At 68.4% G+C, this 25,826-nt stretch carries 27 protein-coding genes; 16 read left to right on the plus strand and 11 right to left on the minus strand.

Annotated elements, in window-relative coordinates:
• Window positions 1-3 precede the first annotated feature (3 nt).
• From AC07O4_RS16475 to AC07O4_RS16485, 3 genes are all read left to right on the plus strand, one after another.
• Window positions 4-423: a VOC family protein gene (locus AC07O4_RS16475; protein WP_062479535.1), complete on the plus strand. Its 420-nt coding sequence runs from the start codon at window positions 4-6 to the stop codon at window positions 421-423.
• Between the two features lie 52 nt (window positions 424-475).
• Window positions 476-1,951, plus strand: coding sequence for a DHA2 family efflux MFS transporter permease subunit (locus AC07O4_RS16480; RefSeq protein ID WP_495305116.1), 1,476 nt, complete (start codon window positions 476-478; stop codon window positions 1,949-1,951).
• Between the two features lie 70 nt (window positions 1,952-2,021).
• Window positions 2,022-2,384 carry a DUF1428 domain-containing protein gene (locus AC07O4_RS16485; RefSeq protein WP_062479540.1) on the plus strand — a complete coding sequence of 121 codons (363 nt, stop codon included), beginning with the start codon at window positions 2,022-2,024 and terminating at the stop codon, window positions 2,382-2,384.
• A gap of 6 nt (window positions 2,385-2,390) precedes the next feature.
• Here AC07O4_RS16485 and AC07O4_RS16490 read toward each other — a convergent pair whose 3' ends face one another.
• Entirely contained in the window at window positions 2,391-3,149 is a 759-nt protein-coding gene (locus AC07O4_RS16490) for a sulfite exporter TauE/SafE family protein (RefSeq protein WP_062479543.1), read from the minus strand.
• 175 nt (window positions 3,150-3,324) lie between these two features.
• On the opposite strand from AC07O4_RS16490, the gene AC07O4_RS16495 reads away from it, so the two are divergent.
• The 4 genes from AC07O4_RS16495 to AC07O4_RS16510 all read left to right on the plus strand — a co-directional run bounded on the left by AC07O4_RS16495 (window position 3,325) and on the right by AC07O4_RS16510 (window position 7,301).
• Window positions 3,325-4,107 (plus strand): FadR/GntR family transcriptional regulator, encoded by a 783-nt coding sequence (locus tag AC07O4_RS16495; RefSeq protein ID WP_070061946.1) that lies wholly within the window; start codon window positions 3,325-3,327, stop codon window positions 4,105-4,107.
• A 117-nt stretch (window positions 4,108-4,224) separates the two neighbouring features.
• Window positions 4,225-5,637 carry an amidase family protein gene (locus AC07O4_RS16500; protein WP_495305117.1) on the plus strand — a complete coding sequence of 471 codons (1,413 nt, stop codon included), beginning with the start codon at window positions 4,225-4,227 and terminating at the stop codon, window positions 5,635-5,637.
• Window positions 5,638-5,683: 46 nt separating this feature from the next.
• Window positions 5,684-6,688, plus strand: coding sequence for a tripartite tricarboxylate transporter substrate-binding protein (locus AC07O4_RS16505; protein ID WP_495305118.1), 1,005 nt, complete (start codon window positions 5,684-5,686; stop codon window positions 6,686-6,688).
• Window positions 6,689-6,827: 139 nt separating this feature from the next.
• Entirely contained in the window at window positions 6,828-7,301 is a 474-nt protein-coding gene (locus AC07O4_RS16510) for a DoxX family protein (protein ID WP_492744341.1), read from the plus strand.
• Window position 7,302: 1 nt separating this feature from the next.
• On the opposite strand, the gene AC07O4_RS16515 is transcribed toward AC07O4_RS16510, so the two are convergent.
• Window positions 7,303-8,016 carry a Crp/Fnr family transcriptional regulator gene (locus AC07O4_RS16515; protein ID WP_495305119.1) on the minus strand — a complete coding sequence of 238 codons (714 nt, stop codon included), beginning with the start codon at window positions 8,014-8,016 and terminating at the stop codon, window positions 7,303-7,305.
• Between the two features lie 55 nt (window positions 8,017-8,071).
• Here AC07O4_RS16515 and AC07O4_RS16520 point away from each other — a divergent pair, with 55 nt between their 5' ends.
• On the plus strand, window positions 8,072-9,730 hold the full coding sequence (locus AC07O4_RS16520; RefSeq protein ID WP_495305120.1) for an adenylate/guanylate cyclase domain-containing protein: 1,659 nt from the start codon (window positions 8,072-8,074) through the stop codon (window positions 9,728-9,730).
• A 117-nt stretch (window positions 9,731-9,847) separates the two neighbouring features.
• Complete coding sequence (locus AC07O4_RS16525) at window positions 9,848-10,207, plus strand: alpha/beta hydrolase (RefSeq protein WP_495305121.1); 360 nt, start codon at window positions 9,848-9,850, stop codon at window positions 10,205-10,207.
• Here AC07O4_RS16525 and rtcA read toward each other — a convergent pair whose 3' ends face one another.
• The 5 genes from rtcA to AC07O4_RS16550 all read right to left on the minus strand — a co-directional run bounded on the left by rtcA (window position 10,208) and on the right by AC07O4_RS16550 (window position 14,708).
• Window positions 10,208-11,308 (minus strand): RNA 3'-terminal phosphate cyclase, encoded by a 1,101-nt coding sequence (gene rtcA / locus AC07O4_RS16530; protein WP_495305122.1) that lies wholly within the window; start codon window positions 11,306-11,308, stop codon window positions 10,208-10,210.
• 24 nt (window positions 11,309-11,332) lie between these two features.
• Window positions 11,333-11,686, minus strand: coding sequence for a zinc-ribbon domain-containing protein (locus AC07O4_RS16535; protein WP_495305123.1), 354 nt, complete (start codon window positions 11,684-11,686; stop codon window positions 11,333-11,335).
• 59 nt (window positions 11,687-11,745) lie between these two features.
• Complete coding sequence (locus tag AC07O4_RS16540; protein WP_139140277.1) at window positions 11,746-12,033, minus strand: hypothetical protein; 288 nt, start codon at window positions 12,031-12,033, stop codon at window positions 11,746-11,748.
• 2 nt (window positions 12,034-12,035) lie between these two features.
• The gene (locus tag AC07O4_RS16545) at window positions 12,036-13,256 is read right to left on the minus strand and encodes an RtcB family protein (RefSeq protein ID WP_070061937.1); all 1,221 of its coding nucleotides are present in this window, start codon (window positions 13,254-13,256) and stop codon (window positions 12,036-12,038) included.
• Between the two features lie 300 nt (window positions 13,257-13,556).
• Window positions 13,557-14,708: a slipin family protein gene (locus tag AC07O4_RS16550; RefSeq protein ID WP_095746717.1), complete on the minus strand. Its 1,152-nt coding sequence runs from the start codon at window positions 14,706-14,708 to the stop codon at window positions 13,557-13,559.
• 684 nt (window positions 14,709-15,392) lie between these two features.
• On the opposite strand from AC07O4_RS16550, the gene rtcR reads away from it, so the two are divergent.
• From rtcR to lhpI, 5 genes are read left to right on the plus strand one after another with little or no spacing between them, the layout of a single operon-like run.
• Window positions 15,393-17,015 carry an RNA repair transcriptional activator RtcR gene (gene rtcR / locus AC07O4_RS16555; protein WP_495305124.1) on the plus strand — a complete coding sequence of 541 codons (1,623 nt, stop codon included), beginning with the start codon at window positions 15,393-15,395 and terminating at the stop codon, window positions 17,013-17,015.
• 23 nt (window positions 17,016-17,038) lie between these two features.
• Window positions 17,039-17,566, plus strand: a complete 528-nt coding sequence (locus tag AC07O4_RS16560) for a 2'-5' RNA ligase family protein (protein ID WP_495305125.1) — start codon at window positions 17,039-17,041, stop codon at window positions 17,564-17,566.
• Between the two features lie 49 nt (window positions 17,567-17,615).
• Window positions 17,616-17,924, plus strand: a complete 309-nt coding sequence (locus AC07O4_RS16565; RefSeq protein ID WP_495305126.1) for a hypothetical protein — start codon at window positions 17,616-17,618, stop codon at window positions 17,922-17,924.
• A complete protein-coding gene (locus tag AC07O4_RS16570) occupies window positions 17,921-18,790 on the plus strand; it encodes an alpha/beta hydrolase (protein WP_495305127.1) in 870 nt (289 codons plus the stop codon). Before AC07O4_RS16565 ends, AC07O4_RS16570 begins: the two co-directional genes overlap by 4 nt.
• Window positions 18,787-19,737: a bifunctional Delta(1)-pyrroline-2-carboxylate/Delta(1)-piperideine-2-carboxylate reductase gene (gene lhpI / locus AC07O4_RS16575; RefSeq protein WP_495305128.1), complete on the plus strand. Its 951-nt coding sequence runs from the start codon at window positions 18,787-18,789 to the stop codon at window positions 19,735-19,737. The genes AC07O4_RS16570 and lhpI overlap by 4 nt, the downstream gene beginning before the upstream one ends.
• A gap of 24 nt (window positions 19,738-19,761) precedes the next feature.
• On the opposite strand, the gene AC07O4_RS16580 is transcribed toward lhpI, so the two are convergent.
• Window positions 19,762-21,975 carry a TonB-dependent receptor domain-containing protein gene (locus tag AC07O4_RS16580; protein WP_495305129.1) on the minus strand — a complete coding sequence of 738 codons (2,214 nt, stop codon included), beginning with the start codon at window positions 21,973-21,975 and terminating at the stop codon, window positions 19,762-19,764.
• A gap of 304 nt (window positions 21,976-22,279) precedes the next feature.
• Between AC07O4_RS16580 and AC07O4_RS16585 the strand changes: the two genes are divergently transcribed.
• Together AC07O4_RS16585 and AC07O4_RS16590 are read left to right on the plus strand one after the other, a co-directional pair.
• Complete coding sequence (locus tag AC07O4_RS16585; protein WP_307589336.1) at window positions 22,280-22,549, plus strand: hypothetical protein; 270 nt, start codon at window positions 22,280-22,282, stop codon at window positions 22,547-22,549.
• Window positions 22,550-22,554: 5 nt separating this feature from the next.
• Complete coding sequence (locus AC07O4_RS16590) at window positions 22,555-23,025, plus strand: hypothetical protein (RefSeq protein ID WP_095746724.1); 471 nt, start codon at window positions 22,555-22,557, stop codon at window positions 23,023-23,025.
• A 56-nt stretch (window positions 23,026-23,081) separates the two neighbouring features.
• Here the strand turns inward: AC07O4_RS16590 and AC07O4_RS16595 are convergent, their stop codons facing one another.
• Genes AC07O4_RS16595 through cnbZ form a run of 3 tightly spaced genes read right to left on the minus strand, consistent with a single transcriptional unit; the run spans window position 23,082 to window position 25,779 of the window.
• On the minus strand, window positions 23,082-23,927 hold the full coding sequence (locus AC07O4_RS16595; RefSeq protein ID WP_495305130.1) for a fumarylacetoacetate hydrolase family protein: 846 nt from the start codon (window positions 23,925-23,927) through the stop codon (window positions 23,082-23,084).
• 29 nt (window positions 23,928-23,956) lie between these two features.
• On the minus strand, window positions 23,957-24,988 hold the full coding sequence (locus AC07O4_RS16600) for a TRAP transporter substrate-binding protein (protein WP_495305131.1): 1,032 nt from the start codon (window positions 24,986-24,988) through the stop codon (window positions 23,957-23,959).
• 38 nt (window positions 24,989-25,026) lie between these two features.
• The gene (cnbZ, locus tag AC07O4_RS16605; protein ID WP_495305132.1) at window positions 25,027-25,779 is read right to left on the minus strand and encodes a 2-amino-5-chloromuconate deaminase CnbZ; all 753 of its coding nucleotides are present in this window, start codon (window positions 25,777-25,779) and stop codon (window positions 25,027-25,029) included.
• Between the last annotated feature and the right edge of the window lie 47 nt (window positions 25,780-25,826).

Raw genomic sequence — 25,826 nt, forward strand, 5'->3', positions numbered from 1 at the left:
CTCATGTCCCCCATCAACGCTTACCTCACGTTCGACGGCAACGCCGCCGAGGCCATGCGCTTTTACGAGAAGACGCTGCGCGGCACCATGCAGATGATGATGACCGTCGGCGAAGCGCCCGACACCGAGCAGATGCCGGCCGAGGCCAAGAAGCGGATCATGCATGCGTCGCTCACCTACGGCGACGGCATCCTCATGGCCTCCGACACCATGCCGGGCCAGCCCTTCGAAGGCATGAAGGGCTTCGGCGTGGCGCTCACGCTCGACACCGTGGCCGAAGCGCGGCGCATCTTCGACGCCTTCGCCGACGGCGGCTCGATCGGCATGCCTTTCGAGAAGACCTTCTGGGTCGAAGGCTTCGGCATGGTGACCGACCGCTTCGGCACGCCGTGGCTCATCAACGGCGGCAAGGCACTGGTCTGAGCACGGAGCCGCCTCTCTTTACTTTTTCCCTTCTTCGCAGGAAGCACCTTCCATGACCGAAACCCTCGACAACCGAAAGCGCTGGCTCGCCCTGATGGTGCTGTGCCTGGGCGTGCTGATGATCGTGCTGGACACCACGATCGTGAACGTGGCGTTGCCTTCGATCCGCACCGACCTCGGTTTTTCCGAGACGTCTTTGGTCTGGGTGGTGAACGCCTACATGCTGACCTTCGGCGGCTTCCTGCTGCTGGGCGGGCGGCTGGGCGACCTGTACGGCCACCGCCGCGTGTTCCTCGCGGGCCTGGTGCTGTTCACGCTGGCCTCGCTGGCCTGCGGGGTCTCGACCTCGCAGGGACTGCTGGTGGCGGCGCGCGCGGTGCAGGGCCTGGGCGGCGCGGTGGTGTCGGCCGTGGCGCTCTCGCTGATCATGAACCTGTTCACCGAGCCGGCCGACCGCGCCAAGGCGATGGGCGTGTACGGCTTCGTGTGCGCGGGCGGCGGCAGCATCGGCGTGCTGCTGGGCGGCCTGCTCACGAGCACGCTGAGCTGGCACTGGATCTTCCTGGTCAACCTGCCGATCGGCGTGGCGGTGTACGCGCTGTGCGTGGCGCTGCTGCCCAACGCGCGCGGCCATGCGCACGGCGAGAAGCTCGACGTGGCCGGCGCCATCACCGTCACCTCGTCGCTGATGCTCGCGGTGTACGGCGTGGTCAACGGCAACGAGGCGGGCTGGGGCTCCACGCAGACGATGGGGCTGCTGGGCGCGGCCGTGGTGCTGCTGGCCGTCTTCATCGCCATCGAGGCGCGCGTGCAGCATCCGCTGATGCCGCTGGGTTTGTTCAAGCTGCGCAGCGTGTCGGTGGCCAACGTGGTGGGCGTGCTGTGGGCTGCGGCCATGTTCGCGTGGTTCTTCATCTCGGCGCTGTACATGCAGCTGGTGCTGCAGTACACGCCGATGCAGATCGGGCTGGCCTTCCTGCCGGCCAACGTGATCATGGCGGTGTTCTCGCTCGGCCTCTCGGCCAAGATCGTGATGCGCTTCGGCATCCGCAAGCCGCTGGCGGCGGGGCTGTGGCTCGCGGCCCTCGGGCTGGCGCTGTTCGCGCGCGCGCCGGTCAACGGCAGCTTCGTGCTCGACGTGCTGCCCGGCATGGTGCTGCTGGGCCTGGGCGCGGGCATGGCCTTCAACCCGGTGCTGCTGGCGGCCATGAGCGAGGTCGACCCGGCCGACTCGGGCCTGGCCTCGGGCGTGGTCAACACCGCCTTCATGATGGGCGGCGCCCTGGGCCTGGCCGTGCTGGCCAGTGCCGCGGCGGCACGCACCACCGCCATGGCCACCGCCGGCGCGCAGACGCCGCTGGCGCTCACCGGTGGCTACAACCTGGCATTCCTGGTCGGCGCCGTGTTCGCGGCGGCGGCGGGTCTGATCGGGGTCCTGCTGCTTCGCCCGGCCTTGCCGGGGCACACCCAGAACAACAACGAAGCAGCGTCGGCCCCGGGCGCGGCGGGCGAGACGGCGTCGTCGTGAACGCGACGGCGCCATGCAGCCCCCGCTTTTTCTTTTTCAACGTTTCTATCCCCTATTCAGGAGAACAGACATGGCTCGTTATGTAGACGGATTCATCGTCGCCATTCCCACCAAGAACGTCGAGGCCTACCGCAAGCTCGCACGCAAGGCCGGCAAGGTCTGGATGGAGTACGGCGCGCTCGAGTACGTGGAGTGCATCGCCGACGACGTGAAGCCCGGCAAGCTCACGTCGTTCCCTCAAAGCGTGAAGCTCAAGGCCGACGAGACCGTGGCCTTCTCGTGGATCACCTACAAGTCGCGCAAGCACCGCGACACGATCAACAAGAAGGTCATGGCCGACCCGCGCCTGGAGGCCATGATGGACATGAAGAACCTGCCGTTCGACGGCAAACGCATGATCTTCGGCGGCTTCAAGAGCATCGTCGAGCTCTGAGCATGCTCAGGCCAGGAAGCCGTCGTAGACGAGCTTCAGGCCCGTGAGCAGCATGCCCAGATAGACGAAGCGATAGAACCACGTCGCATCGATGCGGCGTGCGATGCGGATGCCGATCCACACGCCCAGCGGTGCGATCGGCATCAGCACGAGCGAGGTGGCCAGCGTGCGAAAGTCGAGCAGGCCGAGCCACGCGTAGGGAATCCACTTGCTGAGATTCACCACGAAGAAGAAGTAGGCCATCGTCGCCGTGAACACCACGGGCTTGAGCTTCAGCGGGATCACGTAGGCATTGATCGGCGGCCCGCCCGCATGCGCGATGAAGCTGGTGAAGCCCGACACGGTCGTCAGCACCGCGCCCACCGCGCGCGACGGCAGCGGGTCGTTGGGCTTGGGCGGAAACAGCAGGCGCTGCGCCAGAAACACCAGCGTGAACACGCCCACGATGCCCGCCACCGTGTGGGCCGACAGCACGCGAAACAGCAGCGTGCCGATCACCGTGCCGACCAGCCCGAACGGAATCAGGAACTTCAGCAGCGAGCGGTCGAAGTCGCGCCGGAACGCGGCCAGGCCCAGCAGGTCCATGAGCAGCAACAGCGGCATCAGGATGGCCGCCGCCTGCGGCACGGTGACGGCCAGCGCCATCATCGGCACGGCCAGCGACCCGAAACCGGCGCCGAAGCCGCTCTTGCTGATGCCGAGCAGCAGCACGGCGGGGACGGCGACCGCGTAGAACGACGGGTCGGTGATGAGGGGAAAAACCATGGGAAAACCAGCAGCGCAGAAAAAAGCCCGCCAGGGGCAGGCGGGCCGTCGGGGAGCGTAGCAGGAAGCCCGGATTCCTGCCGGCGGCCCGCCCGGCACACGCCTCACGGGACAACCCGCTTGACAGCGTTTTCGAGATTTATGACATTTATGATCATAAATAGACGGAACGCAGATGCCCCCTTCCCAACCCAAGCCTTCGCTCACGCGCGACAAGCGCGTGAAGCGTTCCGACCAGGTGGTCGACAACATCAAGCGCTGGGTCGTGCAGACCCAGCAGCAGGTCGGCAACAAGCTGCCGCAGGAGAAAGAGCTGATCGAGCAGCTCGGCGTGTCGCGCGGCACCGTGCGCGAGGCGCTGGCCGCGCTGCAGGTGCAGGGGCTGGTCGCGATCAGCACCGGCCCCAACGGGGGCGCCACGCTCACGCAGGCCTCGTACGAGCAGTGCCTGCAAGCGGTGTCGAACTTCCTGTACTTCCAGCCGGTCGACATCACGATGCTGTACGCGCTGCGGCGCGTGGTCGAGCCCGAGCTGGCCGCCAACGTGGCCACGCGCCTCACCGAGGCCGACCTGGCCGCGCTGGAGGCGCTGATCGGCCACAGCCACCCGGCCCACGGCGGCAGCGCCGACTGGAACGAGCGCCGCGAGGCCGACCTGCTGTTCCATGACCGCCTGGCCGAGGCCTGCAGCAGCCCCTTCCTGGCGCTGGTGTGCCGCCTGCTCAACGACGTGATCCGCCGCGTGATCATCGTGCGCAACGCGCTCACCGAGTTCGACCAGTTCGACGAGGAGATCGTCGACAGCCACACCGAACTGCTCGACGCGCTGCGCGCCCGCGACCCCGCGCGTGCGCGCGAGGTCATGCGCGTGCACATGGAACACGCCGAAGCCCTGGCCCTGGAGGCCGAATCCCGCGTCGACCGCGGCAGCCTGCTCATGAAGAAACCGACCGGCTGACGCCCGCGCGGCGCGGGCTGACCCGCCGCTGCCCTCTTCTCCTGCTCTCTCTTGCCTTCACCCCGGTCGCGCCGGGGTGCGGGGTTTCCTTTGCCTGAACTTTCCTCGAGACCACCCATGACTGCATCCCCCGCCCTCTGGCAGCGCAGCGCCACCGACCTCGCCGACGCCGTGCGCCGCCGCGAGGTGTCCTGCCGCGAAGTGACGACCAGCGTGCTCGCGCGCATCGCCGAGCTCAACCCGCGCCTCAATGCCCTGGCCGAGGTGCTGGCCGACGAGGCCCTGGCCAGCGCCGACGTGGCCGACGCCCGCACCCTGCGCGGCGAGCCGCTGGGCCCGCTGCACGGCGTGCCCGTGAGCATCAAGGTCAACGTCGACCAGGCCGGCCACGCCACCACCAACGGCGTGATCCCGCTGAAGGACCACATCGCCCGCGAAGACGCGCCGGTGGTGGCGCACTGGCGCAGCGCGGGCGCCGTCATCGTGGGGCGCAGCAACACCGCGACCTACTCGTCGCGCTGGTTCACCGACAACGGCGTGCACGGCCGCACGCTGAACCCGTGGGACGCGGCCATCACCCCCGGCGGCTCCAGCGGCGGCGCGGCCTCGGCGGTGGCCAGCGGCATGGGCGCGCTGGCGCACGGCAACGACATCGGCGGCTCGATCCGCTACCCCGCGTACGCCTGCGGCGTGGCCGGCCTGCGCCCCACCACCGGCCGCGTGCCGGCCTTCAACCCGAGCGCGACCAGCGAGCGCGGCATCACGCCGCAGCTCATGTCGGTGCAGGGGCCGCTGGCGCGCAGCATCGCCGACCTGCGCCTGGGCTACGAGGCCATGGCGCGCCCCGACGCGCGCGACCCGAACTGGGTGCCGGTGCCGCACGAGCTGCCGCGCCCCGCCGGCCCGATCCGCGTGGCGCTGTTCAAGCGCGCGCCGGGCATTCCGGTCGACCCGGCCGTCACCCAGGCCCTGGACGACGCCGCGCGCTGGCTGCAGCAGGCGGGCTACGCGGTCGACGAAGCCGAGCTGCCCTGCTTCGGCGAAGCCGCCGCCCTGTGGCGCACGCTGATCGTGGACGACACCCGCCGCAACATCATCGCGGGCGTCGAGCAGCACGGCGACGACCTCATGCGGCGCAGCCAGCGCTACCTGCTCGAAGGCATGGCCGAAACCGACCGCGACGGTTTTCTGGACGCGCTCGCGCGGCGCCAGGCGCTGCTGCGCAGCTGGTCGGTGTTCATGCAAACCCATCCGCTCGTGCTGATGCCCGTGTCGTGGCAGCGCCCCTGCCCGCAGGACGAAGACGTCGCGAGCCTGGAGCGCGCCCGCGCCCTCATCGACGCCCAGAGCCCGCTGCTCGCGACCGCCGCGCTGGGCATGCCCGGCCTCGCGGTGCCCACCGGCATGGCCGGCAGCGCGCCCATGGGCGTGCAGCTGCTGGCCTGGCGCTTCCGCGAAGACCTGCTGCTGGAGGCCGGCCAGGCGATCGAGGACGCGGCCCGCTTCATACCGCTGGTCGCACAGGCCTGAGCTTTCTTTCCCTGTTCCAACGATTCCAACCACTCGGAGACTTTCGATGAACCCCTTCTCTTTCCCCACCGGCCCCGCGCTCTCGCGGCGCGGCCTCATCCGCGCGGCAGCGGCCACGGGCCTGGGCGGCCTGCTGCCGTACGGCGCGAACGCGCAGCCGGCGGTCAACCGCCTGATCGTGCCCTTCCCCGCCGGCGGCCCGGCCGACTTCATGGGCCGGCTGCTGTCCGAAAAGCTCAAGGACGAGCTCGGCCGCTCGGTCATGGTCGACAACCGCCCCGGCGCCGGCACGCGGCTGGCGGCCGAGGTGCTGAAGAACAGCCCCGCCGACGGCACCACCATGCTGCTGGCGCCGGTCGACCCGATGTTCATCGGCCCCGCCATCTACGCCAACATGCGCTTCAACCCGGCCACCGACTTCAAGCCCGTGACCGACGTGAGCGGCATCCAGTTCGGCCTGGCCGTGAGCGCCGCCTCGCCGGTGAAGACGCTGGCCCAGTTCGTCCAGGCCGCCAAGGCCCACCCCGACCAGGGCTCGATCGGCATCACCACCGTGGGCTCGCTGCTGCACTTCCTGGCCATGGACTTCGTGGCCCTGTCGCGCAGCGGCGCCACCCTGGTGCCCTACCGCGGCGGCGCGGCCATGGTCACCGAGCTGATCGGCGGCCAGGTGGCCTCGGGCATGGACGCCACCACCACCCTCACCGAGTACCACCGCGCCGGCAAGCTGCGCGTGCTGGCCGTGGCCGGCGACAAGCGCGCCGACGGCCTGCCCGACGTGCCGACCTTCGCCGAGTCGGGCTACCCGACGCTCGTGGCCTCGTCGCGCTACGTGCTGTACGCCCACGCCAACACCGCGCCCGCCACGCTGGCGCAGTGGAACCGGGCCGTGCGCAAGGTGCTGGCCCTGCCCGACGTGCGCGAAAAGCTGGGCCGCGTGGGCTACGACCTGCTGCCCGGCGCGTCGAGCGAAGAGGTGGTGCGCTACACCGACGCGCTGGCCGCACGCTGGCTGCCGGTGATCAAGGCCTCGGGCTACAAGGGCGACTGAGGCCCGGCGGCAGCGCCCCAACCGCCGAAAAGTGTGCGTAAACGCACCGACCGGCGGCGGCGGGGCTCTCACACTGGCATGGCAACCGCCGCAGTCCGCGGCGGCCTTCTTCCTTTTTTCTTCCACTCAAGGATTCGCCATGAACACCCAGGCTGCCCCGATCGCCTCCGCCGCTTCGGCGTCTTCCTCCTCGTCGTTCCTTGCCACGCCCGCGGCCCGCGACGACGCCGGCAAGCTGGTGCTGCGCGTGTCGGTCGGCGTGCTGATGCTGCTGCACGGCATCTTCAAGCTCTCGGCCGGCGTCGGCTTCATCGGCGGCATGCTGGCCAAGGCCGGCCTGCCGGGCGGGCTGGCCTACCTCGTGTTCGTGGGCGAGATCGTCGCGCCGCTGCTGATGATCGCGGGCCTGTGGACGCGCGCCGCCGCCGCCGTGGTGGTGATCAACATGCTCTTCGCCTTCGGCCTCGTGCACATGGCCGACCTGTTCGCGCTGACCAAGCAGGGCGGCTGGGCGCTGGAACTGCAGGGCCTGTACCTGTTCGGCGCACTGAGCGTGGCATTGATGGGCGCCGGCCGCTACAGCGTGGCTGGCTCCAACGGCCGCTGGAACTGATCTAGTCCCCGCGCACCTGCGACACCATCAGCGCCAGGCGCTCGGCATCGGCCACCACCAGCGCCTTGCCGTCCTTGCGCAGCACGCCGCCGCGCACCAGCGTGTTGAGTTCGCGGGTCACCTGCTCGCGGTTGGTGCTGATCTGGCTGGCCAGCGCCGCGTGCTTGGGCGCGGGCTCCAGCCGGGCCTCGTTGCCGTCGATGCCCGCCTCGCGCGCCAGGCGCAGCAGTTCGGCATGCAGGCGGTTCTGCACGCCCAGCGTGCTCAGATCGATCACCCGCTCCGACAGCTGCCGCACCAGCGCGGCCAGCCGCTGCATCACGCGCTCGGCCACCAGCGGCTCCTCGCGCAGCAGCGCCAGGAAGGCCGTGCGGTCCAGGCTGGCGACCACGCAGGGTTCGAGCGTGACCACGTCGGCCGAACGCGGCCCGCCGTCCAATGCGGCGATGTCGCCGAAATGCGCGCCGGCTTCCGAATCGCGGAACGTCACCTGCCGGCCGTTGGCCGCGTAGGTCGTCACCCGCACCCGGCCCGACACCAGCAGGAACACCTCGCCCTGCAGGTCGGCGCGCAGCATCAGCGGCTTGCCGGCCGCCACGCTGTGCCACAGGCACTGGCGCGCCAGATGGTCGAAACGGTCGTCGGACAGGCCTTCGAGCAGCGCGATGCGGCGCAGCGCGAGGCTGGAGCGGGGGGTGGGTTCGGGTAGGGCCATGCCGGTGGTCATCGAAGCGCGCGCATTATGCTCGGGTGCCGCTTCGAACCCGTTCATGGACAGACGTTCCCCTCCTTCCCCTTTTTTGCTGAGAACGCCGACACGGCGCAACCTCCGCTGGGCGAGCGGGCTGGTGCTGATGGCCTACATCACGGCGCACCTGCTGAACCATTCGCTGGGCATCGTCTCCTTCGCCGCGGCCGAGACCGTGCTGCGCGGCGTGCAGAAGTTCTGGCACAGCCTGCCCGGCACGCTGCTGCTGTACGGCGCCGCCGTCACCCATCTCGTGCTCGCCGTGGCCGCCCTGTGGGAACGCCGCACCCTGCGCATGCCGCCACTCGAAGCCCTGCGCGTGCTGCTGGGCTTTGCGCTGCCGCTGCTGCTGGCCACCCACCTCACTGCCATGCGCGGCGCCTGGCTGGCCTACGGCATCGAGGGCTCGTACGTGCGCGTGGTCTGGGGCCTGTGGGACCTGGCCGGCGCGGGCGCGCAGCTGGGCATGATGCTCGCCGCCTGGGCCCACGGCTGCCTCGGCCTGCACTTCGCGCTGCGCGTGCGCCCGCTCTACCGACGCCTGTTCGCGCCGCTGCTCGCCGTGGCCGTGCTGCTGCCAGTGACCGCCGCGATGGGCTTCGTCTCGATGGGGCGCGAGTTCCAGTGGACCGGCGTACCGCCCGTCGTGCTGCCGACGCCCGAACAGGGCCGCGCGCTCAACACCGCCGAGACCAACCTCAAGCTCTACTACGCGCTGGCCTTGCTGGCCCTGCTCGCGGCCTACGCGGCGCGCAGCAGACTCGCGCGACGCGCAAGCGGCGCCACCGTCGCGCTGCGTTACCCCGACCGCACCGTGCACGTGCCGCCCGGCTGGAGCGTGCTCGAAGCCAGCCGCTCGCACGGCATCGCGCATGTGTCGATCTGCGGCGGGCGCGCGCGCTGCTCCACCTGCCGCGTGCGCGTGGGCGGCGCACCCGAACACATCGGCACGCCGGGCCGCGACGAGCAGCGCACACTCGAACGCGTGCGCGCCCCGCACGACGTGCGGCTGGCCTGCCAGCTGCGCCCGCGCGGCAGCATCGAGGTGACGCCGCTGTTCGCGCCGCTGCCGCGCGAAGGCCGGCCCGCGCCGGTCGGCCGCTTCGGGCACGAGCGCGACGTGGCGATTTTGTTCGTCGACCTGCGGCGTTGGTCGGGCCTGTCGGAGCGGCAGTGGCCCTTCGACCTGGCCTACGTGCTCGACCGCTACTTCGCCATCGTCGGTGCTGCCGTGCGCGAGAGCGGCGGCGTGCCCAACCAGTTCATCGGCGACAGCGTGATGGCCATCTTCGGCCTCGAGAGCGACCTGCCCACCGCCTGCCGGCAGGCCCTGCACGCCACCCAGCTCATCGGCGAGCGCATGGACGCATGGAACATCGACTTCCAGGCCCAGTTCGGCCAGCACCTGGACTTCGGCATGGGCCTGCACGCCGGACGCGCGGCCGTCGGCGAGGTCGGCTACCTCGAGACCACCACCTTCACCGCCATCGGCGAAGTGGTCAACACCGCGAGCCGCCTGCAGGACCAATCGAAGACTGCTTCAGCGCGGCTCGTGGTCTCGCAGTTCGCGGCGCAACAGGCCGGTGCCGAAGCAACGCTCGGGCCGGTCGACACGCTGAACGTGCGCGGGCGCTCCGAACCGTTGGCCGTGATGTATTCACGCGCCGGGAAAGCGGCCTGAGCACCACCTGCCGGATTCGGTGCGCAAACGCACAGCGCCTTCCGTGAAGCGGTTTCACACTGCAGCTTGTGGCAACGACGACTGTCCGCCGCCCACAGACTCAAGGGAAATCTCACCATGAACAGCAAGCAACTCCTCGCCATTTCCGCCACCGCCTTCGCCCTGCTGGGCACCGTGGGCGCGGCCCACGCCGAAACGTATGAAGGCGTGCACGCCATCACCTCGGCCGCCAGCCGTGCCGACGTGCGCACCCAGGCCGTCGCCGCCGCGCGCAATGGCAACGAGTACTCGGACGCTGCCGCCGAAGGCACTGTCGCCGTGACCTCCACGCTCGACCGCCAGGCCGTGCGCGACCAGGCCGTGGCCGCTGCCCACAACCCGCTGCAAAGCCTGGACCGCCGCGCCTTCTACCGCGACGAAGTGCCCGCCGCCTACAAGAAGCCGGCCGTGAGCTTCACGCGCCAGGCCGGCCTGTAATCACGACGCCACCTGCACCCGCGCCGCGCGCGGGCCGGTGGCCTCGGTGATCGTGAAGCGTACCGGCAGGAAGCGCTCGATCACCGCGCAGTTCGTGCGCGTGTGCGGCGTCACTTCGCTGCAGGTGAACGCGCCCGACTGCCCCGGTTGCCGGAACACCGCCAGCGCCAGCAGCAGCGCGAGCTGGTCGGCCAGGTGCGGCCCCACGGCCGCGTCCTCGTGCTTCTGGAACGCACGCACCTCCTTCACGAGGCCGTGCGCCACCTGCTCCGCGCTCAGCGTCTTCTCGCCGAAGGCCGTGAACACCTCGGTGAGGTGGGCGTAGGCCAGCGTCACCAGCAGCGCATTGCCCGGACCTTCGTTCTGGCGCGTCGGCACCGTGCGCAGCTGCTCGGCTTCCACCGACCAGCCCATCGCCGTCCCCACCGTCTCAAGTTCGCGCGCCGCCACATGGCGCGGCAGGCCGGGCGCCAGGCACTCCGCATGGCCCGCGCGCAGCTCACCACGCGACAGCAGGTCGAAGGCCTGCAGCCGCGCGCCATCCGCCGCCGGCACGATCGTCGCGTCCACCTCGCCGCCACCGGCCGGATAGAAGCCGCAGCGGCGCAGCTCGAGCTGCAGGTCGCCGCCGAGGCGACGCACCAGCGGCGCGAACGCACGCTCCAGGAAGTGGAACGGCGGCGCCATCGGGTTGTGCGTGCCACCGCTCAGCCGCAGCCGGCTCACCTGCCCCGCGGGTTGCAGCAGCAGCGGCGGCAGCACCGTCTGCAGCACCAGCATGCAGCTGCCCGCGCCGGCGATCGCAAAGCGGTAGTCACCCGCGCGCACCGGCCCCGGCACGAAGCGCAGCGACTGCGAGCCCAGCTCGGCACCTTCGACCTGCGCGCCGCTGATCTGCGCCGCCGCATGCACGCACGCCAGGTGCTGGCGCATCAGGCCCGGCTTGGCCCGGCCCGCGCGGATCTTCGCGATGGCCAGCGGCCGGCCCGTGACCATCGACAGCGCGAGGCCGGTGCGCAGGATCTGGCCACCGCCTTCGCCTTGGGAGCCGTCGAGTTCGACGGCATCGAGTGCTCGTTGTTCTTCTTGTGCTTCCGTCATCGGGACACTTCTTTCTTTTTTTGTTCAGTCGTTTGTCGTTGTTCCTGTTCGCGCGGTTCCGAGCCGGCATGCGCGGCAGCGCACCGCCGTGCTGTGGATGCTGCCGAGCGCCACCTCGTACCACCACTTCTGCTGCTTGGCCGTCCACACCTCTTGCGCGCCGCAATCGCGGCAGGTGAACGCCTTGTCGACGTAGAAGCTGGGCAGCGGGCCGTAGGTGTTGTTGTGCGCGGCCAGCAAGGCCGTGTCGGCAGCGACCATGCCTTCGGCGCGCAGCAGCCGTGCATCGGCCTGGCGCTTCTGCAGTGCCACGGCGCGCGCGGCGCGTTCGAGGCGGTGCGCCTTGATTTCGGCGCGGCGTTGTTTGTTGCTTTTCATTTTTCTTTGAACCTCCGCAATACGTCGCTACGAAGGCAGGTCGGTCTTCCGATCCCCTCCTATAGCTCTTCCACTGTCACGATACCTTCGCCCGCAGCGAGTTGAACGATGCTGCCCAACACCTGTCGTGCAAAGTCGGTGTTCGCAAGCAGGCAGACCACAAAGCCATCGGCCTCGATGCTGACCACGGCCTGCGCCCATTCCGAAGGCGTCGACGGCGGCGCCGGATAGAAATCCGCGCGCTCGCCCTCGACGTTCAGATGGCCGCCGATGCCTGCCTTCCTGCAGATGCCTTGCGCGACTTCGCGCGACGGCAATGCGACCTTGACGCGGTACTCGATGCCCACGGTCAGCCCTTCACACACACCACCTGCTTGAGCGTGTAAACCACCTCCACCAGGTCCTTCTGCGCCTCCATCACCGCGTCGATGTCCTTGTAGGCCATCGGGATCTCGTCGATCACGTCGGCGTCCTTGCGGCATTCGACGCCTTCGGTCGCGGCGATCTGGTCGGCGACGGTGAAGAGCTTCTTGGCCTTCGTCCGGCTCATCTTCCGGCCCGCGCCGTGGCTGCAGCTCATGAAGCTCTCTGGGTTGCCCTTGCCGCGCACGATGTAGCTCTTGGCGCCCATGCTGCCGGGGATGATCCCCAGCTCGCCGAGCTTCGCGCTCACCGCGCCCTTGCGCGTCACGAGCACGTCCTGCCCGAAGTGCGTCTCGCGGCTCACGTAGTTGTGGTGGCAGTTCACCGCTTCCACGTGCGCTTCGAAGGGCTTGGCGATGACCTTGCGCGCGGCCGCGACCACGCGCTGCATCATCACTTCGCGGTTCGCCCGTGCGAACTTCTGGGCCCAGCCCACTGCGCGCACGTAGTCGCCGAAGTACTGGGCGCCTTCCTCGAAGTACGCCAGGTCCTGATCGGGCAGGTTGCGCTGGTGCAGCTGCGCGTCCTTCTTCGCGAGTTCGATGAAGTGCGTGCCGATGGCATTGCCCACGCCACGCGAACCCGAGTGCAGCATGAACCACACGGCGCCCGCTTCATCGAGGCACACCTCGATGAAGTGGTTGCCGGTACCCAGCGTTCCCAGATGCTTGTGGTTGTTCGTGTTCTTGATGCGTGGATGGTCCTCGCAGATCAGTTCGAACTCGTCCACCAGCTTGGCCCAGGCGGCATCGGTTTCGTCGGGGGGGGTTTCCCACGAACCCTTGTCGCGGCCCATGCGCTTGGGGTTGCTTCCGTGCGGCACGGCCTTCTCGATCGCCGAACGCAGCGGGCCCAGGTTGTCGGGCAGGTCGCGTGCGTTGAGCGTGGTCTTGCAGGCCATCATTCCGCAGCCGATGTCCACACCGACAGCGGCGGGAATGATGGCCTTGAAGGTCGGGATCACCGAGCCCACGGTCGCACCGATGCCGTAGTGCACGTCGGGCATGGCCGCGATGTGCTTGAACACGATGGGCAGACGCGCAGCGTTCTCGAGCTGCTTCTGCGCCTCGTCTTCCACGGGCACGCCATTGGTCCACATCTTCACGGGGACGCCGTTGGCGACTTCATGCAGTTTGTAGTTCGTCATTTTTCTTTCCTCTCTATCTCTGTCTATTCTTCACACTCGTTGGTGGACACGGCGGGATTCGAACCCGCATCAATACGGCGACCATGGTGTTTGAGTCCGATGGCCCAGTCGACGATTGGAAACGCGCGCCAGTGACAGACCCGTCATCGGAGCCAGCACCTGCATCCTCAACCTTGCTCGTCAACCGACTTGCCCGCCGTACCTCGTCTTACCCAGGCTGCCGGCAATTTCAAACATTTTTGGCAGTGGCGCTCCCTTCTGTGCCTGCGTGCCCGTGTCTCTTTCTCTTTTCTCTACCGCTCAGGACCCGTTCGGCCGCAGCGTCACGAGTCCGTTGAGCACCTGGTCCAGGCCGCCGACCACCGAGATCTTGTCGATGCGCTCGGCCACGCGTTCCAGCGTCTCGAGTTCCTTCATGCGCAAGGCGACGGGGTTGCCCTCCATCACCTTGGCGGTGTTCAGCAGCGAGCGCGTGGCCGCGGTTTCCTCGCGGCGGCGGATCACGTTGGCCTGGGCCGACTTCTCGGCCTCCACCACCTGCGCGAGGATGGTCTTCATCTCGCCCGGCAAGATGATGTCCTTCACGCCCACGCTCTCCAGCACCAGGCCCGAACCTTCCAACCGCTCACGCACCTGCGCCAACACCGTCTGGTCGATGGCGGACTTGTTCTCCAGCAGGGCGTCGAGCGTCTGCTCGCCCACCGCCGCGCGCAGGCCGAACTGCAGCTCGCGGTACACATGCTCGGCCGGCTTGGGCATCTGCGCCAGGGCCTGGCGCACATCGGCAAAACGCCACACCGCCGACAGGTTCAGCCGCAGCCCCACCTTGTCGCGGGTCAGGATTTCCTGGCCGCTCACTTCGGCGATCTGCGAGCGCAGGTCCACGCTGGTCACGGCCACCTGCCGGTTGAAGCGCCAGAAGCCGTGGTTGCCCGGCGGCAGCAGGGCCTGCATCTGGCCTTCGAGGGTCAGCACGCCGGCGTGGAACTCGGGCACCTGCACCAGCAGCACGCCTTCGAGCCCCTGCACCGCACGCGGACGCAACGCCACGCTCTGCAGCTTGGCCAGCAGCTCGGCCGGCAGGCGTGCATCGGCAGCCACGTCGATCACGTCGACGCGCTGCTCGCGCAGGCCGCGCCAGTAGAGCTTGCGGGTGGCGGGCGGCAGCACCTGCACCAGCACGCCGTCTTCATGGCGCAGGCCGACCTCGGTCTCACCCAGCGACACCTGCACGAACTCGCGCTGCACCAGCTGCGGCTCGCGCGCCAGGAAGTAGTCGGCCAGCTCGTGCTCGAAGGCCGGCTCGGCCAGCGAGAAGCGCTCGAGCTGCACGGTGTCGAAGCCCGTGAACACACGGTACTTGCCGGCGGCGTACAGGCCCTCGAAATCGCCGTTGCGCAGCAGCAGCACGCGTTCGTTCTTCTTCACGGTGAATTGGGTGAATCCCAGCATTTTTTTTCCTCTCTCTTCTTCTTCGTTGCGGTTGTCGTTCGTTGTTCGTCTACGTTTCGTATCGGGGCCCACGAAGGGCAGGCGGCGGGCACCGTGGCTTGCGAGGTCAGCAACACAGCGGTCGACGGGTCGGTGCGGTGGCTGCGCCATCGCCTCCTTCTGCGTCGATGGCTGCATGCGGTTCCTTGCAGAACGCGCGATGCGCAAGCCGCCTGCACTGGCACGGTGTCGCTCGGCCGGGCCCTGCCCTGCGCCTCGCTCCGGTGTGCCGGGGCGGTGGGGCTTTCGCCCCCATCAAAGCGGCGGTGCGAACACCGCCGAAGGTTGTTTGCGGGAATCGAACCCGCCACGCCGCGTGGTTAGCACGGTGCTCCACCATGAGCAGACTGGAACAAGTCCAGTGACCAGCACAGTTCAACAGCGGCATACCGCGGACCCAAGAACAGGTCTGGCCTGCGGCACCGGGCCGCTTTCATGCGGCACCTGGGAGCGGATGAACTGCATCCGGACAGGTTCTCTATTGCAGCGAGCGTGCCAACTTGCGTGCACGCCGGCAGAAAACACGGCGACGGCGATGCAAGTCATTGACCGAAAAGGGAAATTTCTTCTTCGCCCGGTATGACACGGCGCCCATCCCTTGCTAGCATTCAGATAATTTCTAGAAATTCAGCTAGTCCTTTATCCATGAAGCCCATCGTCGTCATCGGTTTCCTCGGCACCCAGCTCGATGCCGGCCAGGGCGCGGGCCGCTGGAACAAGTGGCGCCCCACGGTCTCGCTCGCGCAGCACGACGACATGGTGGTGGCGCGCATCGAGCTGCTGCACACGCGCAAGCACACGGCGCTGGCCGAGCTGGTGAAGGCCGACATCGCCGCCGTGTCGCCCGAGACCACCGTCAACCTCGTGCCCTTCGACCTCGAAGACCCGTGGGACTTCGGCGAGGTCTACACGCGCCTGTACGACTGGGCGCGCGCCTACCCCTTCCAGCCCGAGCGCGAGCAGTACTGGACGCACATCACCACGGGCACGCACGTGGCGCAGATCTGCATGTTCCTGCTGTCGGAATCGCGCGTGGTGCCCGGCGTGCTGGCCCAGACCTCGCCGCCGCGCAAGCAGCGCCAGGGCGACGCCGGCAAGGTCGCGCTCATCGACCTCGACCTGTCGCGCTACGACCCGATTGCGCGCCGCTTCGATGCCGACCAGCGCGACGCGGTCGCCTTCCTGAAGAGCGGCATCGCCACACGCAACGCGCGCTTCAACGCGCTCATCGACGAGATCGAGCGCGTGGCCGTGCGCTCGCGCGCGCCGATCCTGCTGGTGGGGCCGACGGGCGCGGGCAAGTCGTTCCTGGCGCGCCGCATGTTCGAACTGAAGCAGGCGCGCCACCAGGTGACGGGGCCGTTCGTCGAGGTGAACTGCGCCACGCTGCGCGGCGACGGCGCGGCCTCCACGCTGTTCGGTCACAAGAAGGGTTCGTTCACCGGCGCAGCGAGCGACCGCGCGGGGCTGCTGCGCACCGCGCACCAGGGCGCGCTCTTTCTCGACGAGATCGGCGAGCTCGGCCTGGACGAACAGGCGATGCTGCTCAAGGCCATCGAGGAAAAGCGTTTCTTCCCCGTGGGCGCCGACAAGGAGGTGGAGAGCGACTTCCAGCTCATCGCCGGCACCCACCGCGACCTGCGCCGCGACGTGGCGCAGGGGCGCTTTCGCGAAGACCTGTTCGCGCGCATCAACCTCTGGACCTACGACCTGCCCGGCCTCGCGCAGCGGCCCGAGGACATCGAGCCCAACCTCGACCACCTGCTGGCCCTGCACGCGGCCGAGAACCACCGCGTGGTGCGCTTCAACGCCGAGGCGCGCACGGCCTACCTGCGCTTTGCACAAAGCAGCGAGGCGATCTGGCGCGGCAACTTCCGCGACCTGTCGGCCAGCGTGACGCGGCTTGCCACACTGGCCGACGGCGGGCGCATCGCCGTCGCGCTGGTCGAGGCGGAGATCGCGCGGCTGCGCTGGCTGTGGAAGCACGAAGGCACGGGCACATCGGCGGCAGCGGCGGGCGACGACGTCGACCTGGAAGCCCTGCTCGGCGAAGAGAAGTTCGCGGCGCTCGACCTGTTCGACCGCTTGCAGCTCGAAGCGGTGGTGCGTGTGTGCCGGCCGGCGCGCAGCTTGTCGGAGGCGGGGCGCCAGCTGTTCCAGGCCTCGCGGACGCAGCGCAGCGTGGTCAACGATGCAGACCGGCTGCGCAAATACCTGGCCAAGATGGGGCTGGACTGGGCGCGCGTTTCAGCCGATGCGCGCCCCTGAGGGCGTGGGCTATCCTCCGCCCGATGCCCATCTCCGCATTCGCCGTGAAGGTTCCCGCGGCTGAAACCATCGCCGCAGACCTTCGCCGCCGCTTCGACCCCACCGTGGCGCTCGGCGTGCCCGCGCACATCACGCTGCTCGTTCCTTTCATGGACCCCGCGTTGATCACCGACGAGGTGCTCGCCCGTGCGCGGCGCGTGCTGCAGCGCACGGCGCCGTTCTCGTTCGTGCTCGGCAAGGTTGGGCGCTTTCCCGAGACCGCCTACCTCGCACCGGAGCCCGCTGCGCCGTTCATCGAAATGACGCGCGCGCTGGTGAAAGAGTTTCCCGACTTCCCGCCGTACGACGGCGCGCATGACGACATCGTTGCGCATCTGTCGGTGGCGCACGGCAACGCGCTGCACGCGGAAGAAGCGGCCATCGAGCTGCAGGCGCGGCTGCTTGCGTCGGGGCCGGTGCAGGCGCGCTGCACGGAGGTCGTGCTCATCGAGAACGCGTCGGGGCAGTGGTTGGACATGCATGTCTTTCAGTTGCCGAGAGCCGCTACCTGATCCAGGTCGGCGGCAGCCAGGACTCGATTCACCCGAACAAGGAACTTGCATGGGCCCCGAAGCACTGATCATTCCGGGCCTCTGGCTCGGTGCCATCCTTACCGCGTACTACCTCTATCTTTGCTGTCGCTCGACCTCTCGTCCGTTCGCCGTTTCCACACTGATCGCCGCGTTGTTTCTTGCTTCACTGATTGCTGGCTCTAGCGGCAGGCCTGACTTTTTTTGGCGCGATTTCTTCATGGTCTATGTACCTGGCTTGCTTGCGTTCGGCCTGCACGCGCTTTGCATCAACCTCTTGCTGAAGTTCTTCAACCGACAGACTCCACCACCGGAAACGCCGACATCGCGCCGCATATGACCAGAACCGCGACACCCACGCGCCGCTGGTGGCAGCTGCCGCTCGCCGCCCTGCCCCTCTTCCTGCTCGGCGGCTGCGTGCAGTCGATGTTCTATTACCCCGACCGCGTGCGCTACGAAACGCCCGACGCGCTGGGCCTGCACTACGAGAACGTGCGCTTCACCAGCGCCGACGGCACGCGCCTGAGCGGCTGGTTCATTCCCGCCGCAGGCCGGGCGGACCCGAAGGCGGCCAAGGGCACCGTGGTGCATTTCCACGGCAACGCGCAGAACATGAGCAGCCACTGGCGCTTCGTGGCGTGGCTGCCCGCGCAGGACTACAACGTCTTCGTGTTCGACTACCGCGGCTATGGCGAATCGGACGGCGAGCCCGAACCCCGGGGCGTGTTCGAGGATTCGAACGCCGCGCTCGACCATGTGCGCGCCCGCGCGGACGTCGATGCGTCGCGGCTGTTCGTCTTCGGGCAGAGCCTGGGCGGCACGAACGCGATCGCGGCCGTGGGCTCGGGCAACCGGGCCGGCGTGAAGGCGGTGGCGATCGAGTCGACCTTCTATTCGTACCGCTCGATCGCCAACGACAAGCTGCCGGGCGCCGGCCTGCTGGTGCGCGACGACTACGCAGCCTCGAAGTTCGTCGCGGCCATCGCGCCGATTCCGCTGCTGCTGATCCACGGCACGGCCGACGCGGTGATTCCGCACGGCCACTCGCAGCGCCTGCTGGCCGATGCGAAAGAACCCAAGCAGCTGATCGAAGTGCCGGGCGCCGGTCACCTCGAGCCGATGGCGGCGCCGCGCTTCGGCGCCACCTACCAGCAAGCCCTCACCACCTTCTTCGACAGCGCCCCGGCGCTGCCTGCACGCCCATGAAACACTTCGACGAAGCCGCCACCGCCGCACCCCTGGGTTTCGAGCGGCTGGTGCCCGCGCTGCGCGCCGCCTTCGCGGCCGAGGCGCAGGTGCCGCCGCGCCACGTGCACAGCATCGAGACCGGCGGCGACGCGGCCACGCGCGGCACGGTGCTGATCATGCCGGCGTGGAGCGACGCGGGCTTCCTGGGCATCAAGACGATCAACATCTTTCCGGGCAACGGCGCGCGCGGCCTGCCCGGGCTGCACGCGACCTACGTGCTGTACGACGCGCGCACCGGCGTGCCGCTGGCGATGATGGACGGCAACGAGATCACCGCGCGGCGCACGGCGGCCGCATCGGCGCTAGGCGCCTCGTTCCTGGCCCGCACCGATGCGCGCAAGCTGCTGGTGCTGGGCACCGGCCGCATCGCGCGCATGCTGCCCGCCGCGCACGCGAGCGTGCGACCCATCGACGAGGTGTGGGTGTGGAACCACCGGCCGGAAGGCGCCGAGGCGCTGGCCGAGCAATGGCGTGCCGAAGGATGGAATGCACAAGCGGCCGGCACCGACCTCGAAGCGGCCGTGCGCAGTGCCGACATCGTGAGCTGCGCCACGCTGGCGACCACGCCGCTGGTGCGTGGCGAATGGCTCGCACCGGGCGCGCACCTGGACCTGATCGGCAGCTTCACGCCCGCGATGCGCGAAGCCGATGTGCGCTGTTTCGATGGCACGCGCACCTTCATCGACACGCCCGAGGCCTTGCAGAAGGCCGGCGATCTGCTCGATGCGATCGCCGCCGGCACCTTGCGCGCCGACGCGGTGCAGGGCACGCTGGCCGAGCTGTGCCGTGGCGCGCGGCCCGGGCGCACGGGCGATGCCGAGCGCACGGTGTTCAAGGCCGTGGGCAGCGCGCTCGAAGACCTGAGCGCGGCCACGCTGGTGTGGCAGGCACGCACGGACCCCTGAGGTCCGCGCCGCCCATCGCCAGCGTCAGAACGTCACGTTCGCCGACAGCCAGATCGTGCGTCCGGCCGGCGTGGTGCCCGCCACCGACGCGCCACCCTGGAAGTACTCGTTGACCCAGGCCGAGGTGCCCGCCAGGTTCACCTGCTGGAACTTGCGGAAGTCCTTGTTGAACAGGTTGTTGATGTTGGCGTTCAGGCGCACGTTCTTCGACACCTGGTAGGAGCCGCCCAGGTGGAACAGGTGGTAGGCCTTGATGTCGCCCACCGCGCGGTAGATCGCCAGGTTGTTGCCCGTGAGGCGCGCCGGGTCGCCGGTGAAGCGCGGGCTCTTGCCGCGGTACTCGCCGCGCAGCCAGAAGCGCCACTTGGCGTCGGGGTTCCAGTCGAGCTGCGCATGCAGCAGGTGGCGCGCGGTGTCGGCCAGCTTGCCGTTCTTCACGCCGCCTTCGATCACTTCGCTGTCGGTCCAGGTGTAGCCCGCCTTCAGGCCCCAGGCCTTGGTGAGCTGCACACGGCTGCTCAGTTCCATGCCCCAGGTCTTGGCCTGGTCGACGTTGACCGAGTAGTTGGCGGTCGGGTCGACCACGCAGCTGGAGATGCGCGCCACGCTGCAGTCGCCGCCGCTGGCGATCTTGTCCTTCACCTTGTTGTGGAACAGGGTCGCCGAGGCGGTCAGGCCCTTCTGGTTGTTGAACAGCGCCGACAGCTCGGTGCTGGTGCTGGTCTCGGGCTTGAGGTTCGGGTTGCCGATGTTGAGCGTGGCGCCCTGGCCGCTCACGCCGCTGATGCCGTCGATCAGCTGGTTCAGGCGCGGCGCACGAAAGCCCTTGCTGACGCCGCCCTTGAAGGTCCACTGCGGCGTGGCGTCCCAGACCAGGTAGCCGCGCGGACTCACGTGGCCGCCGAAGGCGCTGTGGTGGTCGTAGCGCCCGCCCAGTGTGGCGGTGAGGCCGGGCGCGAGGCGCCATTCGTCTTCGGCGAACAGCGCCCACATGGTCTGGCTCTGCGAGCGCGGCAGCAGGCCGTCGACCAGCTTGGCGTCCCACCACTGGCCACCGACGGTGAGCACGTGGGCGTCGCCCACCGGCGCGACGAGCTTGCTGTCGAGCACGAGGTTGGTGGTCTTGAGTTCGCGCGCGCGGCCGCGGTCGGCTTCGTTCAGCCAGTACACGGTGCGGCGGGCCGCGGCATTGCGCGGGATGGCACCGCCGGGAATCGTGCGGCCGACGGTCTCGGTGGTGGTGTGCATCAGGCTGCTTTCCACCGTGCCGAAGCCCAGACGCCCGGTATGGCCGATGGCGACCTGGTCGCGGTTGAAGCGCAGCGCGTCCAGGTAACCCGGCGGGTTGTTGCCGGTGCGGTTGGGCGCGGCGGCGTCGCGCGTGCCCAGGCGCCCGTCTTCGTTGTCGTACCAGCTGCGGCCCGATTCGACGTCGAGCCAGATGTCGTGCTGGCGGTTGGGCGTGAGCATCAGGCGCCCGCCCACGCTGTGCTGGCGGCTTTCGGCGGGCGCGGGGTTGCGCGCCGTCGCGGGTTGCGCCTGGCCGGGGGCCAGCACCCAGTCGGCGGCTTCGCGGCGGTAGATGTTGCCGCGCAGGGTCAGGCCCAGCAGGTCGGTGGCCACGGGGCCGCTCAGGTAGACGCTGGAGCGCGTCTGCGAACCCCACTCGCTGTCCTGCGGAATGCCGGTTTCCATCGTGACCTGGCCGCCCCATTCGCGCGCCACCTTGCGCGTGATGATGTTGACCACGCCGCCCATGGCGTCGGAGCCGTACAGCGTGGACATCGGGCCGCGGATGACCTCGATGCGCTCGATGGCCGCCAGCGGCGGCATGAAGCTGGTGTGCGCGGCGCCGAAGCCGTTGGGCGTCACGTCGCCGGCCACGTTCTGGCGGCGGCCGTCGATGAGGATCAGCGTGTAGTCGCTGGGCATGCCGCGGATCGAGATGTCCAGGCCCCCGGTCTTGCCGGTCGAGCCACCCACGTCGATGCCTTCGACGTTCTGCAGCGCCTCGGCCAGGTCGCGGAACTGGCGCGTTTCCAGCTCCTGGCGCGTGATCACCGAAATGGAAGCGGGCGCGTCCTTGAGCTCCTGCTCGAAGCCGGTCGCGCTGACGACGACCTCGCGCAGCTGTTGGTCAGCGGGCGTCTGGGCGAACAGGGCGGGAGAAAAAAGAGATGCGGCGGCCAGCGCCAGCACCGACGGACGCGGCCGACGGCCGCAACGCGAAAACAACATGCAAAAACTCCAGGGGAAACGGCAGGAAAAACAGGGCCGCTCTCGGGATGCGTTGTTGTTGCGTACCAACTGATCAGCATCAATTCTATTGAGAATGAAAACAAATATTATTTGCATCCAGAACCATCGAAGGGACATTGCGAGAGGCCGATGGCGCTTCGTGTAGGCCCTGCTTCCGGCCACCCAGACAAACCCCATGTCAGCCGAAAGTTCATCTTGAATTCGGAGGCGGATACGTCATCTGGCGAATGGCAGCCCACGAAGGGCGCTGTTACTCTGGAACAAGAAAAAAGAGAGGTCCGCCATGCTCACCATCCTTCAGAAAGCCGTGATCCTCGGGAAGGCCGGCGTCGACGTACCGGCCCGTCCGCTGGACGACCTGTCGACGCCGATGGCCACCGGCTCGCCGGTGAAGGCGGAAGGCGTGTCGCAGAAGGCGCACGAATGGGCGCGGGCCGTCGAGACCCTGTACGTCACCTACGTCGCGGCGCGCGCCGCGAAGAGCCTGCGCGACGCCGAAGAGGCGCGGCAGTCGGCCATGCTGCGGCAACTGTCGGCCGCGGTGCAGGCCTGAGCACCATGGGACTGTTCGATTTCCTGAAGAAGAAAAAGCAGCCGGAAGTGGAAATGCCGTCGACGCTCGAGGCCGGCATGGCCTCGCAGGCGGAAGACTTCATCGGCGCCTTCTCGCAACCCGGCGCGCCCATTGACAGCGCGGCGCTCGACTACTCCGAAGCCTCGCTGGTCCTGGTCGACCAGGTGCTCGAAGACTTCTTCCAGCAGCAGGCGCCCTTGCCCGACGACCTGCACTTCCTGGCGTCGGCCTACGTGTTCGAAACCGCACGCCGCGAGTTCGGCGGACGCTACCTGCGCGGCGACGACGACAACCCCTTCGTCCTCGTGATCGGCCCCGACAGCGCACAGGTCGGCGTCTGCGCCATGGCCAAGGTGCGCGGGCGCGCCGTCAACGGGCCGGAAGACAGCCTGGCGTTCTTCTACGCCGGCATCGCGCCCGTGGTGCAGCGCGGCGTGAGCGCCACGCTGGTCTGACACAGCGGCAGCAGCGGGCGCCTCACGGCCCGCTGCCGCCCCCTGCCACCTCCCCTTCAGTCGAACTGTGTCGCGACCTGCCGCTGGGTGCCCAACCCTTCGATGCCCAGCGTGACGACATCGCCGCCCTTCAGGTAGACCGGCGGCTTGAACCCCATGCCCACGCCGGGCGGGGTTCCGGTGGAAATGATGTCCCCCGGGCGCAGGCTCATGAACTGCGAGAGGTACGCGATCAGGTAGCGCACGCCGTAGACCATGGTGGCCGTGGAGCCGCTCTGGCGCCGCACGCCGTTGACCTCCAGCCACATGTCCAGCTGCTGCGGGTCGGGCACTTCATCGGGCGTCACGAGCCAGGGCCCGATCGGTCCGAAGGTGTCGGCCGACTTGCCCTTGGTCCACTGGCCCTGGCGTTCGGTTTGAAAGGCGCGCTCCGACACGTCGTTGATCAGGCAGTACCCCGCAACGTGCTCCATCGCATCCGCCTCGCTGACGTACTTCGCGGTCTTACCGATCACCACGCCCAGCTCCACCTCCCAATCGGTCTTCGTGGAACCGCGTGGAATCTCGAGCACGTCGTTCGGTCCGCCGATCGCCGAGGTGGCCTTCAAAAAAACGATGGGCTCGGGCGGCACCGTGGCGCCCGTCTCGGCCGCGTGGTCCGAGTAGTTGAGCCCGATGCAGATGAACTTGCCCGAGCCGGCCACGCAGGCGCCGATGCGCGGGGCGCCTTCCACCAGCGGAAGGCTCTGCGGGTCCAGCGCGGCGAGGCGCGCCAGGCCGGAAGGCAACAGCACCTCGTGTGCGATGTCGTTCACGTGCATGGAGAGGTCGCGCAAGCGGCCTTCTGCGTCGAGCATCGCCGGCTTTTCCCGGCCGACGGCCCCGTAACGCAACAGCTTCATTCGTCATTCCTTGGTGGTTGGTTGGCTGGCTATCTGGCGGCGCTGCTGCGCGCCTTGCCGAGCTCGGAGAACAGTTCCTGGGCCAGCGCCGGATCGATCTGCCTGACATGCTTGTCCGTGACCGGCGCGAGCTTCTCGCGCAGGCGCTCGCGCTCGGCGGCGGGGAACTCGGTCAACACCATGCCCTGGCCCTTCAGGAACTCGGCGGCCCTGGCGTTGACGTCGCGGTTGGCGGCGCGCTGGAAGGGCTGCGTCTCCCGGGCCGCATCGAGAAGGATCTTGCGTTCGTCGTCCGACAGCTGCTCCCACCGCTTCTTGCTGAACAGCAGCACGACGGGGTTGAACACGTGCCGCGTGTTGGAGCCGTACTTCTGGATCTCGTAGTACTTCGAGGCTTCCACCAGCGAGTACGGATTTTCCTGGCCGTCGACGGCCTTCTGCTCCAGCGCGGTGTAGACCTCGGGCAGCGGCAGCGGCGACGGGTTGGCGCCCAGCGCGCGGAAGGCATCGATCATCACGGGGATCTGCATCACGCGCAGCTTCAGGCCCTGCAGGTCTTCCATCTTCGCCACCGGCCGCCGGCTGTTGGTGACGTTGCGAAAGCCGTGCTCGAAGTAGGTGAGGCCGATCAGCCCCTTCTCGGGCAGCTTGTCCAGCAGCTTGCGGCCGACCGGACCATCGAGCACGAAGTCGGCTTCCTTCTCGTTGTTGAACAGGAACGGCAGGTCGAACAGCGAGAACTCCCGGGCCATGCCCGAGAGCAGGCCCGGGATCGCCATCGTCATTTCCACCGTGCCGCCCTGCAGCGAGGCGATGACCGAGGCATCGCCGCCCAGCACGCCCGAAGGAAAGAGCTTCACCTTCATCTTGCCGCCGCTCTTTTTCTCGACGATCTCCGAGAAGCGCTGCGCCCCCATGCCCTGCGGATGCTCCTTCTGGTTCACGAAGGCGAACTTGAAGGTGCGCTCCTGGATGTTCTGCGCAGCGGCGAGGCCGGCGGCCAGGAACGCGCTCAGGACGAGGCAGGTGGCGGCCAGGCGATGCGGCAATTTCTTGGGCATGGGCGTCTCGGTGAAAGGGTGTGGCGACCCGCGTGCGATCAGACCGCGACGCGTTCGAACTGGACGCTGCGGCAATCCATCTCGTACTCGAGATCGACCACGGGCGGGCGGTTGTAGTGCCAGGTCAGCCCGTGCCGCGCGGCACCGCGCTTGACGATCTCGTCGGCGATGAAGGGATGGATGTCGTGCACCGTGTACAGCTGCGAGCCCGTGGTGCTGGCCCAGGTGAAGCCCAGCGACGCCAGGCGGCGTTCCATTTCGTCGAGCACCCACTGCGCCTTCTTCAGGATGGCGGGCGGCGAGGTGTCGCCCAGGCGCACGGCATGGTCGCGGTAGTGCCCCTTGCCTTCCGGCGCTTCGGCGCTGCCGGCCACCACGAACGACGCCGCCGCCTCGGCGTCGGGCACGGTGTAGCTGAAGGCATGGAACGAGGGCTCCGACGGCGGCGACAGCGCGGGGCACACGTTGCTTCGCGCCACCGGGTTCAGGTCGCCGATGAAGATGCCCCACTCCTTCAAAGTGCCCACGTAGAGGTTGTTGAACTCGACGAAGCCCTGTTCGGTGAACGGTGCCGGGGACCGCAGTTCGCACGCGCAGAAGGCGGCCAGCGGACGCGAGGCCTCCTCCAGGATTTCCTTGATGCGCTGAAAGCCCTGCTTCAGGGGCAGAGGCTCCAGGAACCGCACGCGCTCGATGCGAAACCCAGGTTCGGCGGCCACGCCAGCCGAGTACTGCTGGACGCCCGGAATGAACCGATAGCCGCCTGGGAGGGAGAGTTGGAGTGCCGACACGTGATTTCCTTTTTGGAGAGCGAGAGAAAAAGAGAGAGAACGGGCAG

Source organism: Variovorax sp. GW821-FHT09D04, assembly GCF_059416405.1.